At 68.8% G+C, this 17,900-nt stretch carries 6 protein-coding genes; 3 read left to right on the forward strand and 3 right to left on the reverse strand.

Annotated features, from left to right (window positions below; translation table 11 throughout):
- Positions 1–62 precede the first annotated feature (62 nt).
- The 3 genes from ACFXKG_RS39630 to ACFXKG_RS39640 all read left to right on the forward strand — a co-directional run bounded on the left by ACFXKG_RS39630 (position 63) and on the right by ACFXKG_RS39640 (position 13,818).
- Positions 63–1,412, forward strand: a complete 1,350-nt coding sequence (locus ACFXKG_RS39630; RefSeq protein WP_384849965.1) for an aspartate aminotransferase family protein — start codon at positions 63–65, stop codon at positions 1,410–1,412.
- A gap of 141 nt (positions 1,413–1,553) precedes the next feature.
- Positions 1,554–2,930, forward strand: coding sequence for an MFS transporter (locus tag ACFXKG_RS39635; RefSeq protein WP_384849968.1), 1,377 nt, complete (start codon positions 1,554–1,556; stop codon positions 2,928–2,930).
- The gene (locus ACFXKG_RS39640) at positions 2,890–13,818 is read left to right on the forward strand and encodes an amino acid adenylation domain-containing protein (RefSeq protein ID WP_384849971.1); all 10,929 of its coding nucleotides are present in this window, start codon (positions 2,890–2,892) and stop codon (positions 13,816–13,818) included. Before ACFXKG_RS39635 ends, ACFXKG_RS39640 begins: the two co-directional genes overlap by 41 nt.
- Before the next feature lie 338 nt (positions 13,819–14,156).
- Here the strand turns inward: ACFXKG_RS39640 and ACFXKG_RS39645 are convergent, their stop codons facing one another.
- From ACFXKG_RS39645 to ACFXKG_RS39655, 3 genes are all read right to left on the reverse strand, one after another.
- Positions 14,157–14,408 (reverse strand): transposase, encoded by a 252-nt coding sequence (locus tag ACFXKG_RS39645; protein ID WP_384849974.1) that lies wholly within the window; start codon positions 14,406–14,408, stop codon positions 14,157–14,159.
- Positions 14,405–15,772, reverse strand: a complete 1,368-nt coding sequence (locus ACFXKG_RS39650) for an ISL3 family transposase (RefSeq protein ID WP_384849977.1) — start codon at positions 15,770–15,772, stop codon at positions 14,405–14,407. Before ACFXKG_RS39650 ends, ACFXKG_RS39645 begins: the two co-directional genes overlap by 4 nt.
- A gap of 1,088 nt (positions 15,773–16,860) precedes the next feature.
- Positions 16,861–17,900, reverse strand: a 1,040-nt coding sequence (locus ACFXKG_RS39655; protein ID WP_384849980.1) for an IS701 family transposase, incomplete at its 5' end; no start/stop codon positions are given.

Genomic DNA, 17,900 nt, shown 5'->3' on the forward strand with positions numbered 1-17,900 from the left:
TGAACCGGACAGGATATGCGCGTGGGTGGGACGGGTGTTCCGCCTCAAGTAGGAGGTACATCGTGACTGACCACATAGCGGATCCTGCGCGCGGCGTCGAAGTCTTGGCTATGGACCGGAGGCATGTCTTCCATTCGTGGTCGGCACAGAAGAAGATCCGGCCCCTCGCCGTCGCACGCGCTGAGGGCTCATGGTTCTGGGACTTCGACGGAAAACGCTATCTGGACTTCTCCAGCCAGATGGTAAATACCAACATCGGACACCAGCATCCGCGGGTCACCGCGGCGATTGCCGAACAGGCCGTCAAACTCTCAACGGTCGCCCCCGAGCACGCCAACGAGGTCCGCGGGGAGGCGGCCGGGCGTATCGCCGAGTTGGCTCCTGAAGACATGCACAAGGTGTTCTTCGCTAACAGCGGATCCGAGGCTAACGAGAACGCGATCCGGATGGCCCGCATTCACACTGGCCGCAGCAAGGTACTGAGCTTCTATCGCTCTTTCCATGGCAATACGGCGGTTTCGGCCGCTTCAACCGGCGACAACCGGCGGTGGTCGAATGAGTACGCCACCGGACATGTCCACTTCTTTGGCCCTTATCTGTTCCGGTCGGCCTTCTGGGCCAACAGTGAGGGAGAGGAGTGTGCGCGCGCACTTCACCACCTGGAACAGGTCATTCAGATGGAGAACCCGTCGTCGATCGCCGCCGTACTGATGGAGAGCATCGTCGGCACGGCCGGCGTGCTCGTGCCGCCGCCAGGATATCTCGCAGGTGTGCGTAAGCTGTGTGACAAGTACGGCATTATCTACATCGCCGATGAGGTGATGTGCGGCTTCGGCCGCGCGGGAAGCTGGTTTGCGTTCGAGCAGCACGGCGTCGTACCGGATCTGATCACCTTCGCGAAGGGCGCGAACTCCGGTTACGTGCCGATCTCCGGTGTCATCATCTCTGACAAAATCGCCGCGACTTTCGATGACCAAGTGTTCCCGGGCGGCATGACGTACTCGGGTCATCCACTGGCCTGCGCGTCGGTGGTGGCGACCATCGACGCGATGAAGGACGAGCGCATCCTAGAGAACGCCGTCTCCGTGGGAAACGAGGTGTTCGGGCCTGGTCTCCGCGAGCTCGCGCGTCGCCATCCGGTCATCGGAGAGGTCCGAGGGCAGGCGGTATTTTGGGGGATGGATCTCGTCTCCAATCCTGAGACTCGGGAGCCATTGGTGCCCTTTGGTGCCTCATCGGAGCCCATGGCCCGGTACAAGACCGAATGCCTGGCCCGAGGATTGATGCCCAGCTTCCGCAACAGCTGGATCCGAGTCGTACCTCCCTGCACGATTTCAGAGGCTGAGGCCAAGGAAGGACTCGAAATCCTGGACGATGTACTCGCCGTTATGGATAAGTACTGCGGGGCTTGACATAGCAGGCAACTGCGGACCACCCCCAGGAAGCGAGGCAGCCGCCACCGCGTTTGCGCCGTCATGTCGCCGACGGGAGTTGGACACCGTTCGGCCCTGTACGGCGTTGCTCATCTGTTGCATATGCACATGAGGAGTTCTGTGGAGTTGGGTCGGCAAGGCGAACAAGATTCGAGCAAGTGGCGCTTCCGTGCCCTCGTGGCCGGTTACTCAGTGTCCGCCTACGGGAACTTCCTCAATCTGATCGCCCTGAGCCTATTCACATACGAAGTCGTGGGCACCGCCTTCGGTATTGGCGCGGTGATGGCGCTCCGGCTGTTCTCCGGCGTGCTGGCCGGCCTGGGGGCGGGCGCGATCACCGCGGTTCTCGGCCGTCGCACCGTGATGATCGGCGCCGACGTGGCACAGGCCCTCGCGATGGCCATCCTCGCGCTGAGCGCCAACGATTCCTCGCTGACCCTGCTCCTGGGAGCGGTCGTTGTGCTCGGAGCGGGGAACGCCCTGTTCACGGTTGCACTGCGGAGCGCCGTGCCGGTGATCGTCGGCCAGGACGAGCGGATGCGAGCCAACGGGCTGCTGGTGACCGCCCGTTCGTTCGCCACCCTTCTCGGCTTCGCGTCGGCCGCGGGAATCATCGCGTTCGGGGGGTACGGCCTCGCCTTCGCGGTGAACGGGGCCAGCTTCGCGGTGTCGGCCGCGGTGGTAGTGGCACTGCGGCTCCGTACCGATGCCGGTAGCGGAGCCGATGCCGGTTCCGGCGACGGCACAGTCGCCGAGCCGGCGCTGCCGGATCGGTCCGCGGACCGGACTCAGGGGAAGGGCACGAGGCGCCTGATGGCGGGGATCCCCGGGCTGATGCTTGGGATGCTGCTCCTGCGGGGCACCGACGCATTCGCCTCCTCGTCCCACAACGTGGCTCTGCCCGTCGTGGCCAGCCTCAGGTTTCCGGAGAACTCTGCGCTGTTCATGACCCAGTTCTGGGTCGCCTGGGCCTTGGGTACCTTCCTCTCCCATCAGCTGCTCAAGCGTTTCAGGGGTGAGAAGGTCTATGGCGCGCGGGTGTTTGCGCTCAGCACCGGCGTCATGTCCATCTCGTTCGTGCTCGCCTTCACCGCGCTGCCTGTGCCCGCCCTGATGGCGGCGGCCCTGATGGCGGGCCTCGCGGACGGCTGCGCCGAGATCGTGTACGTCTCGAGCCTGCAGGCGGCACCCGAGCAGGAGCGCAGCCGCCTGCTCGGCCTGTCGGCTTCAGCGGAGACGGCCGGGTTCAGTCTCGGCATGATCGGCGCCGCGGCGGCACTGGAGGTCCTTCCCGCGCTCAGGGTCGTCGCTATGTTCCACGCCACCGCCCTGGGCGGGGCGCTGGCGCTCGTCCTGTACGTCGCCGCCTTTCGCCGCGGCACGGCCGAGCGCCCCGGCAGCACCACCCGCAGTTCTGGCACCAAGGAACCACTGATCGCTGACGAAGGGGACACACATGGCACGCGTCCAGGGGCAGGCCCTTTACCGAGGGCCTGAGCCGGAGTTCACTGGGGAAGACCCTCGCGACGCGGTCCAGGCTCTGCTGCGAGCCGCGGACGGGACGCACGGGGCCGGGGTGGTTACCGTGGGCCCCGATGGCCAGGCCGCCAAGCACACCTATTCGCAACTCCATGACGTGGCACAGAGGTTCGTGACCGGTCTGCGTGAGCACGGGGTGCGGCCCGGGGACACTGTCGTGCTGTGCGGGCTTCCGCTCGCCGACTTCTTCCCGGCCTTCTGGGCCTGTGTCCTGACCGGTGCGGTGCCGGTGGCTCTCGCCGACCCGCCCGTCGGCTCGGCGGCTCGGCAACGCCTGGCCCACGTCTGCGCGCTATTGAAGCGACCCCTCGTGCTCACCGACGCCCCGGGTGCGGTCGGCCTCGCACACGGGGAGCTGAACGGGCGGGTGGCCGTCGTCGACTGGAGGCGGCGCCCGCCGACGTACGAACACCACATGCCCCAGGCGTCGGATACCGCACTCCTCATGCTTTCCTCGGGCAGCACGGGCGCGCCCAAGGCGGTGCGCCTCACCCATGCCGGGCTCGCGGACCTCGCGGCCAGTACCCGTCGGATCCTGCCGGTACGACCGGGGGAGACCTTCGTCAACTGGCTGCCGGTGGACCACAGTGGGGCGTTCCTGCTGTACCACGTGCTGCCGGTCTTCGCGGGCTGTACGAATGTGCACGCGCCGACCCAGTGGGTCCTTGCCGACCCGCTGCACTGGCTCGACCTGCTGCACGAGCACCGCGCCCAGCACGGGTGGGCGCCCACGTTCGCCTACCGGATGGTGGCGGACGCGCTGGCCGAACAACAGCACCGGCGATGGGACTTGAGTCGGCTCACCTCACTGATATGCGGCGGCGAGCAGATCACGCTGCCGGTGCTGCGGGACTTCCTCGAAGCCACCGCCGACATCGGCGTCCGCGAGCACCACCTCGTCCCCGCCTGGGGTATGGCCGAGACGGTCACCGCGATCACCTACGGCCGCCTCGACCGGCCCGGCACCATCCACCGCGTGGTCAAGTCCAGCCTCGACGGGCAACTGCAGAGCGCTGATGCGGACACACCCGAGGACCAGTGCATCACCTTCGTCGCGGCCGGTGCGCCCGCCCATGGGGCCGCCCTGCGGATCGTCGACGGCGATGGTCAGCCGCTATCCAGCGGACGGATCGGACGGCTGCAGGTAAACGCGCCCGTGCGCCTCACCTCCGGGTACGTCGACAACCCCGAGGCCGACGCCGCGGTCTACCCGGACGGCCGTGACTGGCTGGACAGCGGCGACTTGGCGTTCCTCGCCGAGGGCCAGGTTGTCATCACCGGCCGACGCAAGGACGTGATCATCCTCAACGGGCACAACGTGTACGCCCACGAGGTGGAGACCGCCGCCACGACCGTGGCCGGGGTGCGCGCCGGCGAGGTCGCCGCCTGCGGGATACCCGACGAAGCGCGCGGCACGGAGCGGCTCGCGGTGTTCTTCGTCGGCCACGGCACCGAGGACGACGCCCGCATCGCACGGCAAGTGCGGGCTGAGCTGTTCACGCGCCTCGGCCTGACCGCCGCGCACGTAGGACCCATCGCCCGGGTTGAGTTCCCACTTACGCCCGCCGGCAAAGTACGGCGCGGCGAGCTGCGCGACCGGTTCGTCGCGGGCGGCCTACCCGCGGACCCCGGAGCCCCCGATGTTCCCCTGGGCAACGAGGCGCCGGGCGGCTACGTCGGGCGTGCGGTGAGTGAGGAGCTCGCCGCCGCCCTTGGCCGCCCCGCCGGGGCACACCTGCCATTCTATGAACTCGGCCTCACTTCCGTGCAGTTGATGCAGCTGCGAGGACGTCTGGAAGAGCGCCTGGGCCGGGCGATCCCCCAGACTGTACTGTTCGAACACCCCACGGCGAACGCGCTCACCGCACACCTCTCCACGGCCGACAAGCAGCCGACGCGGACCGCCGAGGCTGCGCGGGGAGCTGATGAGGGCGCGGACCGGCGGATCGCGGTCATTGGCATGGCGCTGCGGTTTCCCGGGGCCGACTCGCCGGAGGGCTTCTGGCAGAACCTGCGCGACGGCATCGACTGCCTCACCACGTTCGACGAGGACCAGCTCCGGGCTGCGGGCCTCACCTCCGAGCAGGCGAAGGCCCCCGACCGGGTCCCAGTCGCCGGAGTCCTCGACGGGGCACTCGACTTCGACTCCGACTTCTTCGCACTGAGCCCCAAAGAGGCCCAGCTCACGCACCCGGCGCACCGCCTTTTCCTGGAGTGCTGCCACCTGGCGTTGGAAGACGGCGGCCATGCGGGTGCCCGGCAGGACACCAGGATCGGCGTATTCGCCGGTACCGGCATGCACCTGTACGACCATCAGCACACCACACAGGTCTCGACCGCCGGGCAGGAGTCCGACGGCGGCGACCCCGTCACCGGGATGCAGACCACGATCGGGCAGCAGGCGGACTTCGTCGCCTCCCGGGTCGCCTACAGGCTCGGCCTCACCGGGCCGGCCATCGGCGTACAGACCGCCTGCTCCACCTCGCTGGTCGCCGTACACCTGGCGGCGCAGGCACTGCTGACCGGTGACGCGGACATGGCCCTCGCCGGCGCCGCGGCCGTGCACCTGCCCCAGGAGACTGGCTATCGCAGCCACCCCGGCTCCATCCTTTCCCCGACCGGGCGTTGCCGCACCTTCGACGTGGACGCGGACGGCACCGTGGGCGGCAACGGAGTGGCGGCCGTGCTGCTCAAGCGCCTGGACCGGGCGCTGGCCGACGGGGACACCGTGCACGCGGTGATCCTCGGCTCGGCGGTCAACAACGACGGTGCACAGAAAGCGGGTTTCACCGCACCCGGCGTAGCCGGGCAGGTGGGAGTCGTCCGCGAGGCACTGCGCCGGGCGGCGGTCCCGGCCGGCACCCTCACATATGTGGAGGCGCACGGCACCGGGACGCCACTGGGGGACCCCATCGAGTTCGAGGCTCTCGGACGAGCACTCGGGGAGGGCACGGAGCAGACCGGGTTCTGCACGGTGGGCTCGGTGAAGCCCGCCATCGGGCACCTCGACAGCTGCGCGGGCATGGCAGGCCTGATCAAGACAGTGCTGATGCTGCGCCACCGCACCATGGTGCCGACTCTGCACCTGAACCAGGTCAACCCCCAACTCCGCCTAGACAAAAGCCCCTTGCGGCTCGGTACCGGGCTGCAACCTTGGACCGTGCCCGACGGGACGCCCCGCCGGGCCGGGGTCAGCGCACTCGGTGTCGGGGGCACCAACGCCCACATCATCCTTGAAGAAGCCCCGGCACGCCTTCCTGCGGCCACATCCGGTCGGCCCGTGCTGGTCCCTGTCTCGGCGCGCGACGCCCAGGCCCTGGAGGAGCTGACCGGGAACCTGCGCGCCCACCTGCGGACCGCTCCGGACACGGCCGCCACCGACGTGGCGGCCACACTCGGGTGCGGCCGTCCGCACCATGCAGTCCGCACCGCCGTGGTGGGCACCGACGCCGGGGAACTCGCGCAGGCTCTGGAACGGTCGGTCTCCCCTGTGCCGTCCGGAGCCCCAGCCTTCGCCTGCCCCGGCCAGGGCAGTGCTCGCGCAGGCATGGCCCGGGGGATCTACGCCGGGTTCGCCGAAGCCCGTGCGGTGGTGGACCGCTGCGAGCGCGTCTACGCCGAGGAGTTCGGCGGCACGCTGATGCCACTGCTGCTCGGCGAGCGCGGCGACACGGACGGCGCGGACGATGCTGCGGACAGTGTGTGGCCCACGGATGTGGCCCAACCCGCCCTGTTCGCCCACCAAGCGGCGCTGTTCACGGTCTGGCAGGCCTGCGGCGTGCAGCCCTCCGTCCTGCTCGGCCACAGCGTCGGCGAGTACGCGGCGCTGTATGCGGCCGGAGCGTTCACCCTCGACGACGGGCTGCGCCTCACCGCTCGGCGCGGTCGCCTGATGCACCGCGAGAGCTCGCCCGGCGGGATGCTCGCGGTTCGCACCGACCGGGCGACCGCCAAACGCGTCGCCGCAGCGGCGGGCGTCGAGGTGGCGGCGGTCAACGGGCCCCGCTCGCACGTCCTGTCGGGTACGCCCGAGGCTCTCGCCGCAGCCGAGCTCCTGCTCAGCCGCGACGGCATCCGCCAGCGCGCGCTCCCGGTCGACCGGGCCTTTCACTCAGCCGTCCTCGACGCCGCATTGCTCGACTTCCGCGCGTTTGCCGAGGAGGTGGCGTACGCGCCGCTGCGCATGCCCTTCGTGAGCGGCCTCGACGGCGAAGTGCGCCCCGTGGGTTGGGTCGTCGACGCCCAGTACCTGTGTGAGCAGGCGCGGCGACCGGTCCGCTTCGACCTGGCGGTGGCCGCGGCGGCCGAGCGCGGCCGGGGCGGCTTCGTGGAACTCGGAACCGGGGACACGCTCAGCGGCCTGGGGCGACACTGCGTACCCGAGAGCCGCTGGCTGGGCGGCCAGGGCGCGGGCGACGAGGCCTCCGGGCAACAGCGCGGCGTACTGCACTCGCTCGGCGAGCTGTACCGCGCGGGGGCGAACCTGGACTGGGAGGTCCTCGCACGCGACGGGGGCCGGATTCCACTGCCAGGACACCCGCTGCGACGCCGCACGATCGCGCCCGCCGTGGAGGGGACGCGGCGCGCCACCGGCCCGATCACGCCTCCCGACGAAACGCCCGCGATCCAGGTCGCCGTGGCCCCGGTCGCGGGAGTGACGCCGACCGGCCCCGCTCCCCGGACGCCGGATGACGCCGAGCCACTCCTCAGTGTTCGGGAGTTGACCGCGCAGAGTTTGGGCGCCGACCTCGTGAACGTCACTCCGGACTGCTCGTTCTTCGAGCTGGGCGCTGACTCCCTGTCCCTGATGGGAATGGCCACGGAGCTGGAGCGCCGCTACGGCGTGCGCCTCCCCGTCCGAGAGTTCTTCGAGACGGCGGATACGCCGCTCAAGCTGGCCGATCGCCTGGTCCAGCTAGGTGTCCAGGCAACCGGGCGACCGCCTCAGGCAGCTTCGGGGCCCGCAACCGAATCCGTGCCGAACGGCGAACCCACGCCGCTTGGCGAAACCGCCCCCGCCCCGCCTCCGCACCGCACGCCCCCGCGGGCAGAACCACGGGCCGCGGCTCAGGCACGGACGTCGTCGGCCCAGCCCGCACCGACATCCACCACGGAGGCCCTCTCACCGGACGTGCGGGACCTCTTCGCCCAGCACCTGGAGCTCACCCGGCACATGGTCGATCAGGTGACCGGCGTCATCCACCGGCAGCTGGATGCCCTCACTCCCGCCGCTCCACCACACACCGAGGCGACACCCTCCGTCACGCCGGTTCCCGCACTGCCCCTGGCTGCCGACCCAACCGCCAGCACCCCCGCTCCGTCCCCGGCTGCCGAAATAGCATCCGCCACCCCCACTGCCGCTGTCGACTTCAGTCTCTATTTCTTCGGCGACTACCCCGACGATGCCACCCACGACAAGTACGCCCTGATCATGCAGGCGGCCGAGTTCGCCGACCGACGCGGATTCCACGCGCTCTGGTTCCCCGAGCGGCACTTCAACTCCTTTGGCGCGCTCTTCCCCAACCCCTCCGTCCTCGCGGCCGCCCTGGCGGCCCGCACCCGTCGCATCCGCTTGCATGCCGGGTCCGTGGTGCTGCCGCTGCACCACCCGGTCCGGGTGGCCGAAGAGTGGTCGGTGGTCGATAACATCTCCGGTGGGCGGTCAGGCCTGTGCTTCGCCAGTGGCTGGCACGCCACCGACTTCACCCTCGCCCCGGACGTCTTCGGGCGCCACCGCGAGTTGATGTACGAGCAGATCCAGACCGTGCGCCGACTGTGGTCCGGCGAGCCACTCACCCTGACCGGCGGCGATGGCAAGCCCGTCGACGTCTCGCTGTACCCCAAGCCCCTCCAGAAGCAGCCGCCCATGTACGCCGCCGTGGTGGCCAACCCCGACAGCTACCGGCGGGCCGCCGCCCACGACCTGGGCGTTGTTACCAATCTGATGGCGCAGACGGTGGAGGAGCTGGCGGAGAACATCGCCCTGTACCGCCGCACCCGCGCTGAGCATGGTCTCGACCCGGCCGCTGGCCGGGTCGTCGTGCTGGTGCACACCTATCTGGGCTCAGACGCGGCCAAGGCTCGCGAGGAGGCGTACCAGCCCTTCGTGTCGTACCTACGCTCCTCGCTGTCCCTGTTCAACCAGGTCACCAACAGCCTCGGCCTCGACGTGGACCTCGCGAAAACCCCCGAGGAGGACGTGGAGTTCCTTCTCGGCCGCGCCTACGAACGCTACTGCGCCTCGCGAGCCCTGATCGGCGACGAATCAACAGCATCCGAGACAACTGCCCTTCTGGTGGCGGCGGGCGCGGACGAGATCGCGTGCTTCGTGGACTTCGGCGTGCCAGCGGATAAGGTTCTGGCTGCCCTGCCGCTGATCGACAGCCTGCACCGGCGCCAGCACGGCGTCCCTGACGCCGGGTTGGTACGAACATCAGACCCGCGAAGGCCCCTCACTCCAGCCCAGCGCCGCATTTGGTTCCTGGAACAGCTTCACCCCGGCACCAGCATGTACCACGAGCCCAAGGCGATCCGCCTGGACGGACCGCTGAACACCGAGGCTCTAGGCCAGGCCCTGCAGCGGGTGGCCGACCGACATCCCGCGTTGCGTACCGTATTCCGTGAGGCAGACGGCGTCCCCTACCGGCAGGTGCTGCCCGGGATCGTCCTAGACTGCCCTCTCGACGACCATGCCGGGTCCGGTGAGGAAGAGGCGCTGCGGGCCGTGCTGGCCGCCGAAGGCCGACGCGTCTTCGACCTGAGCGAGGGCCCCCTCATTGCGGTCCGGTTGCTGCGCCTGGCCCCTGAACGGCACCTGCTCTTCATTCTCGCCCACCACATCGCCTTCGACTCGTCCTCCACGCAGGTTCTCGCCCGCGACCTTGCCGCGTACTATCGCGCCTGGCCCGAAGGCGAGCCCCGGCTTCCCGCGCTTCTGGAGGATGACACCGAGCCCGTCCCCGACCCGTCAGCGACCGCCCGGAACCTCGCCTTCTGGCGGCGCGAGCTGACCGGCGTCCCTGATCTCAAGCTGCCCACCGACCGACCACGCCCGCCGGTGCGCACCGGTGCGGGAGCGAGCCTGACATACGCGTTGGACAGCGAACTCGTCGCACGCGTGAACCAGCTGGCCGGGGCCCAGCGAGCCACCCTGTTCATGGCGCTGACGACGGCGATCGGCACCGTACTCGGCCGTTTCGCCGGGCAGTCCCATTTCGCGCTCGGCACCGCAGTCGCAGCCCGGCCCCACGGTGCCGAGCATACGATCGGGCTCTTCCTCGACACGGTCCCGCTCCGCCTGGACCTGAGTGGCGATCCCGACTTCGCCTCCCTGTTGGGTCGGGTCCGGGACACGAGCGCCGCAGCATACGAGCACCGGCATCTGCCCTTCGACGAGCTTGTCGGTGCGCTGGCCCCCCGCCGCGACCCGGGCCGTAACCCGCTGTTCCAGGTGATGGTGGAGTACGAGCACGAGGGAGAGGTCGACTTCGACCCTCCCCGCCTTACTGCCGCGCTCCTCGACGCGCCGAGCGAGCGGGCCCCCTTCGACCTCAGCGTCTATATGACGCGCCACCGAGAAGGCCTGCGGTTCATGGTCGAGTACGACACGGCGCTTTTCGACCAGGCCACCGTGCACCGCTTGGTGGAGTACGTGGAGCAGCTGCTGCGCCGGGCCCTCGACGCCCCCGAAGTCCCGGTCGCCGAACTGACCACCCCCACAGTCGCCGACCGCGCTGTGCTCGCACGATGGGGCGGTTTCGACGAGCAGGCGCCTTCCGGCCCGGACACCCTGCACGGCCTCTTCGAGGAGCAGGCCCGGCGCGAACCGGATGCCCTCGCACTCGCCAATGACGAACTGAATTTCTCGTACGGGGAGTTGGAGGCGCGCTCCAATCGCCTCGCCCACCAGCTCCGGCAGCGGGGCGCGGGCCGGGACGAGCGGGTGGCGATCCTGTTGCCGCGCGGCCCCGAGCTGATCACCGCGCTGCTCGCCGTGCTCAAGAGCGGGGCCGCCTATCTGCCGCTGGATCCGTCCGCGCCGACACCGCGGCTGAGTGGCCTCCTTGACGACGGCCAACCGGTCCTGCTGCTCACCGACGCCGCCACCCTCGAACGGCACCCGGCGCTGACCGCCCCCGCCGTCCTGTTCTCGGATCCCATCGACGCGACCGCGACCCTTCCGGATACGCCGCCGGACATCGAGGTTCGACCTGAGGACCCCGCGTACTGCATCTATACCTCGGGTTCCACCGGTCGGCCCAAGGGCGTCGTCGTCCCGCACCGCGGCCCGGCCGCCCTGATACGCAGCCAAGTGGAGCGGCACGAGCCGCTGCGCACCCTGCAGTGGACCTCGCCCGCCTTCGACGTCAGTGTCCAGGAGATCTTCACGACCCTCGCAGCCGGAGCCACCCTCGTACTGATCGACGACGAGGTGCGGCACGACCCGGCGGCGCTCGCCCGCACGATGGGCCACCACGAGGTACAGCGGCTCTTCATGCCGTGCACCCCGCTGCGCTACCTGATGGAGACTGGACCCGAACTGCCCAGTCTGCGCGAGGTGTTGCAGTGCGGCGAGGCGCTTCAGCTCACTCCGGCGATGCGGCGCTTCCTGGCGGCCCACCCGCAGTGCACCCTGCACAACCAGTACGGCCCCACCGAGACCTCGATCATCGTCACCTCGCACCGCGTCGCCCCCGACGGGGAGCAATGGCCACCGATCGGGACCCCCGTCCCGGGGGCACGCATCCAGCTCCTCGCACCGGACGGGCGCGAGGTGCCGACGGGCGTGATCGGCGAGATCCACGTGGGGGGCACACCGGTCGCGCTCGGCTATTTCGGCTGCCCCGAGGAGACGGCTGCCCGCTTCGTCGACGACAGCGCCGGCGCGGTCCGCTACCGCACTGGCGACCTGGCCCGCTGGCGCCCCGACGGCACTCTGGAGTACCGGGGCCGAGTCGATGACCAGGTCAAGATCCGCGGGCACCGGGTCGAACCGGCCGAGGTGCAAAAGGCGTTGAGCGCGCTGTCCGGGCTTCGCGACGCGGCCGTGGTGCCACGCCGGGACGCGCACGGCGATCTGGAACTCGTCGCCTACGTCGTCCCACGGAGCGCGGGCGCCGACCTGGCGCGGCTGCGGGCCGCGCTGGCCAACGAACTTCCCGGCCACCTGGTCCCGGGCCGCTGGGTCGCGCTTGAGCGGCTGCCGGTCAACACGTCCGGCAAACTCGACCGGGGCCGCCTCCCGGAGCACCGTGCGGGCAGCGTGCCGGACGCTTCGGACGCCGAGCCCGGCACGGTCCTGGAGAAGTCCCTGCACGAGCTGTGGTGCACGGAGCTCGGCACCCGGCCACTGCCCGTCGACCGTTCCTTCTTCCAACTGGGCGGCCACTCACTCAGCGCAATCCGCCTGCTGCACCGCATGGCCGACGAGCTGGACGTGCGGCTGTCGATGGCGGACTTCTTCCGTACGCCGACGATCAGGGCTCTTGCAGCACGGGCCGAGAGCGGCGGGGCGGCGGACACGGGCACGGCTCCGGGCACGGTCGTGGCCGTCGTCCCGATGACGTCGAGCCTGCGCAGGTTGTGGCGGCGCCACCACGAACGCGCCGACCCCGCCGTCTACAACGTGACGCACCGTGTCGACATCTGGGGGGAGCTGGACCCTCACCACCTGACGCAGGCGCTGGAAGCGTTGGTGGCCCGGCACGACGCGCTGCGCAGTCGGTGCGTCCAGCGGAACGGGGACCAACTCGTCGATGTGCTGGCCGAGGTACCCGTGGATGTGCCGGTCACCGACCTGACCGCTTACACCACGGACGAAGACCGCATCGCACGCTGGTGCCGGGACGAAGCGTCCCGCCCCATCGCCATGGACCGTGCCCCGCTGTTCCGCTTCCGCCTGGCTCGTATCGACGCGAACCGCTGGATCCTGCTGGCCGTACTGCACCACGCCATATGCGACGGCTGGTCGATGAACGTGCTCTGGCAGGAACTGCAGGAGCTGTACAACGCCGCCGGGCAGCAGCGCGAGGCACAACTTCCGGGTGCTGTGACACAGTTCACAGCCATGGCACGGGCTGAACACGACCTGCCTCCGCACCGCCGCCGCCAGCTGGAGGAGCACTGGCGTCGTGAACTCGACGGTGCCAAGCTGACGCTGAACCTGCCCTACGACCGACCCCGCCCGCATACCCTGTCAGGGCGCGGAGCCCTGCACACCCGCACCATCGACCGCCGCACCGCCGAGTTGGTCGCCGAGACGGCGGAGCGCCGGGGCGCCACCCCGTACGTGATCTGGGCGGCAGCTTTTGCCACCTGGGTTGCGCGCCTGTGCAGCAGCCCCGACGGCGTGGTCCTCGCAGCATCCAGCGCCAACCGTGCCCAGCCGGGCCGTGATGGGGTCGTCGGGTTCATCGGCGATGCCGTACTCCTACGCGCCCGTGTGGGCGACGCCGACACCTTCGGGGAACTGGTGGACCAGTTGGGCAGGTCACTGTTCACCGCGCTCGACCACCAGGACCTGCCGCTGAGCGAGGTCGCCGCGCTGGTTGATGCCCGTCCGGCCTCCGACCTCTTCCCCACCGTGCTGTTCACGGTAGTCACCGCACAGCCGCCCGCCCTGGAACTACACAGCCTGACGGCGACGGTCAGCGGTGTCGCCGTGCACGCGTCAGCGCGTAATGAGCTGTATGTCGTCGTGAACCCCGGGCCGGAGAGAACGACACTCACGTTCGAATACTCGACCGACCTGTTCGAAGCCACCACCATCGAGGCCTGGGTAGCCGACTTCATCCGAACCCTGGCACAGGCGGTCGACGATCCTTCCACCTCCCTTCACATCGCCTGACGACGCGAGTCAGCTGCGCTGGTAGGGCCTTGATAGGTGGTGTCGCAGGCCCACCAAGGGTGGGGGGCGGTAGGTGGGAAGGTGCCGGTCCAGGTGGCTACTGTGGCTGAACTCGTGGTGCCGTAGGGGCTGACGGTCTTTGATTCCTGCGGATTGCCCATGCACGCAGTAGCCACGGGCCGGCGGACTGAGTGACCGCCGAACATCAGCACCTCCAGGCATAGTTACGGCTGGAAACAGCAGAGCCGGGCTATTCGAGCACCGTGTTCGCGAAAGACCTACGTGTGTGAGCGGTCACGCAATTCGGCTCTGTCGACGATCTTGTGATGCTGATGAGGCTATGGACTGTGGAGTATGCGGATGCGGAGGAGGTCGAGGTTGGCCCGGCCAAATCCCATGCGCTTGAGGAGTTTGACGCGTGTCACGTGTCCCTCGACCTGGCCTGAGCTCCATGAGGTGGATAAGCCGGCGGTGACCGCGTGGAGGTCGCGGAGCAGGCCGTTGACCAGGGAGTGAAGGGCGGGCAAGTCGTCCTCGAGGACGCGGTCCATCCAGGCGGGCAGTTGGTGGCCGTGCTGGTCACGCATCATGTTGGCGAAGTCACGGACGTGCCGTGCTGCGGAGTCGAGTTCGGGCAGGCGGTCCGGATCTCTTTGAGCTCAGCCGCGTCGGTCTCGGTGAGATGCCCGGGGTTCGTCATGATCCAACGGATAACACGGCGAGGTTTCGGCGCTGGCCGGCGTTCGGGAGGGGGTGCGGGTGGATGCTTGGGCCGAGGGCTGTGGGGCTTCTTGAACGGGCGGAAGTAGCGGCGGACGCACTGGACGTCTCCGGTGAATCCTTGCTCTCGTAATTCACGATGGAGTTGGGGAATGTCGTGGCAGCCGTCGATCCACCGTTGGTGCAGGTAGGGCTTGCAGTCGTCCAGGAGGGTTGCGCGGTTGGTGGCCTTGACCAGCAGTTCGTCAAGGCTGCGGGCGCGGGCGAAGCGGCGCACGGTGGAGTGGTCGAGCCGTAGTTCCCGGCCGATCGCGCGCAGTGTTTTTCCCTCGGCCAGCCGTTGCTGCACTGCCTCGTACCGTTCCGTGGTGCGGATGACCAGGCGCCGGGGACGCCCCAAAAGATCGAGCGTCCCATCCGGCGCTACAAACCGTACGGCTTCGACGCCGGGCGGCTCCTTCGTGACCTGGTCCTCCTCGGTCGGCTGCGTGATGACCCGGGGCGTTGCGAACGCGGCACGGATGCAGCCGTGGTGGGCGCCGACCGTCTTCTCCAGGGCCTCGGCGAGGTTCCGCCACAGATGCCACCCGTCTGCGACCTGCATGGCCTGCGGAGCGCCGGCGCGGGCGCCCTCCGCGTAGGCGCCGGCCCGGTCCCGGCAGATGACCTCCACCTCGGGATGCCCGCGCAGCCAGGCGGCCAGCGGGGCGGCGTCCCGCCCGGGCAGTACGTCGAGCGGCCGACGGGCCTCCAGATCGATCAGGATGGTGGCGTACAAATTGCCCTTGCGCAGTGCGAAATCGTCCACCCCCAGCACCCTGACCTGGGACGGGGACGGTTCCGGGACCGTGCGCAGGAGCTTCAGGAGGGTGTCCTTGGCGACACGGACGCTCAACGCGCCGGCGAGCCGTGCCCCGGGACGGCCCGCCAGCGTCAGCGCGATCGAGCTGAGCACCGCACGCAGCAGCGGGGTGTACCGGGCATGCGGGCTGGTCAGCCCCGGGACCTGCTCGGCGAACGTCGCTGCCGCGCACCGGGAGTTGAGGCACTTGAAGCGTCGGACCATCAATTCGATCACAACCGGGGCGCCACCAAGGGGAGCGTCAGCGAGCCGCCGTTTGTACCGGCCGTGCACCCGCCATGACGGCATCGCGCACGTCGTGCATCTCGCCGGGAGCGTCCGGCACGACGTACGAAACGTGACCACCCCGGCCGTCCGTTTGACGGACTCCATGACCACACCCGACAAATGCGGTAGTAACCGCCCCAAATCCCCTGAATCGCACACCCAGTAGATGCCCAGTTCAGACGGAAGACATCACAAGATCGTCGACAGAGCCGAAATACGTGACCGTCGACAACGTGTCAGCGTCCGCTCGGCGGGATGGTGGCGCCACGTATGGGTCAGGGCGTTGCGCGGGCCTTGCGCTTCGAGTGGGCCCCGCATCGCTGTCACCCTGTGCGATGAGCATTTCGCGCGGTTGGAGCGTGAGCTTGCCAAGGGGCCGACCCGAGACGGCTGGGAGGATCAGCACTGGACGCTGGCCAGGGTCGACATTAATCGGCCGACGGTCCCATCTGACCTATACCATCCGAGGAAGACATCTGGCGCAGTCAAAAACTCAAACTGCGACGGAGAGGACGGGCCCGGTCTGGACGGTGGAGGTAAGGCTCCCTCGAGGCCCTGGACACGTTGTTCTCACGCCGCGAGAGGGGCATAGGGCCCCCTCAACAGGATGTCTTGCGCAGGCTGCGTCAGCCGTAGAAGGTCTCGAAGAAACCGAAGATGTCCGAGCGGACTGCAGCCCGGTCGGGCCAGAATCGCGTGCCGATCTCCTCCTCCAAGACGACCCAGAAACTCTCAGTGCCCGTAAGTTTCGCAGTCGATAGCTGATGGGCGTCCGCCACGGCCGTCGCGCCGAGCCCGGTAGCGGGTCCTGATCGGCCCATTTCCGGGGCGGTATGCGCGTTGCCCAGGCGCCGCAGCCATGCTCAGATCGACTTCGAGCTATAGCTCTTGTCACCCAGGATATGATCGAGCCGTACTGGATGCCGCCCAAGGCCACTGCGAGGCACTCGTATCGCCTCCATCACGGCGGTGAACGGGGGTGAAGTCGTTGGTGTTCCCGCCGGCGAGAACGCAGGCGAGCGAGCGGCCGACGGCGTCGCAGACCAGATGGATCTTGCTGCGACCAGCCCGCCTCCGGATCTGCAGAGCGTCGGTTTAGTACTCCAGTGAGATTTCGTGTCCTGAGCTGGTTCTCTTTCGGTAGTGACATCGTCGGGCAATGGCTTGGTGGTGTCTGCGCCAGTGGGACCATCTCAAGGCGTGCTGAAGCTGGTTGAGTTCGGGTCTGGGGTGGGGCAGGAGAGTGTCCAGGAGCCGTCGGATCTCTGCCACGGTGAGGGAGGCGAGGCTGGTCGGTTCGTTTCTGCGGTTTCCTGGAGGGCGTCTTGGGCGGCTTGGGCGGCCAAGACGGTGAGGAAGGCGTGGGCGAGCATGGCCAGGGTGATGTGCCGGTACCAGCCCGGATAGCGGCGGACCTCGTACTCGTCCAGGCCGCACTCGTTTTTCGCGGCCTGGAAGCATTCCTCGACCGCCCACCGGCTGCCGGCGACCCTTGCGAGTTCGTCGATGTCGATGCCGACGGGTGCGTGGGCGAGGTAGTAGGCGATCGCGTTGGGGTCGGACAGGCTGCGACGGGCCAGTACCCAGCGATAATGGGTCGGCGGATCCGGGTCGAAAATGATGTTGGCGGGCAGTTTCGCCGCGGCCCAGTGATAGACGCGTGGGCCCTTCGCCCCGTCACCGCAGGACAGTCGCTGCCAGGCAGCGGCGGGGGCTTCGTCGATGAGCTGGTCGATGCGCCAGGCACCGGCCAGAGACTTGATCTGCTGGGACTTGGGAACCGCCACCACGTATCCGAGGCCGAGCTGCTCGAGCAGGAGGCGGAAGTTCCAGTCCTGTCCGTAAGCCTCGTCCGCTGTCACCCAGGCGGCGGGCAGGTCCGCGTCCAGGCAGCGGCGCACGATCTCCCGGGCCAGCTCACCCTTGGTGGCAAAGCCTCGTTCATCAGGGATTTTCGCTGCCCGGCACCGTTCGCGGTCGGAGGTCCATGCCTTCGGCAGGTAGAGCTCCCGGTCCACGAGGGCCCGGCCTGAGCTGGTGGCGTAGGCGGCGAACACACCGATCTGGCAGTTGTCGATCTTCCCTGAGGTGCCGGTGTACTGCCGGCCCACCCCGGCCGAGGTGGTGCCCTTCTTGACGAGTTGGGTCGGGGACGGGACGCCGTGCACCCTCTCGGGTGTCGGTTTTCCCATCCCCGCCCGCCGAACCGGACGTGCCCGTTGGCCGAGCATCC

This window comes from Streptomyces sp. NPDC059255, from assembly GCF_042752355.1.
Classification (GTDB): domain Bacteria; phylum Actinomycetota; class Actinomycetes; order Streptomycetales; family Streptomycetaceae; genus Streptomyces.

Coding starts and splice junctions, on each gene's coding strand:
- ACFXKG_RS39640 (WP_384849971.1), top strand. CDS start 2,890: ATGGCACGCGTCCAGGGGCAGGCCCTTTACCGAGGGCCTGAGCCGGAG.
- ACFXKG_RS39645 (WP_384849974.1), bottom strand. CDS start 14,408: ATGATGCGTGACCAGCACGGCCACCAACTGCCCGCCTGGATGGACCGC.
- ACFXKG_RS39650 (WP_384849977.1), bottom strand. CDS start 15,772: ATGGAGTCCGTCAAACGGACGGCCGGGGTGGTCACGTTTCGTACGTCG.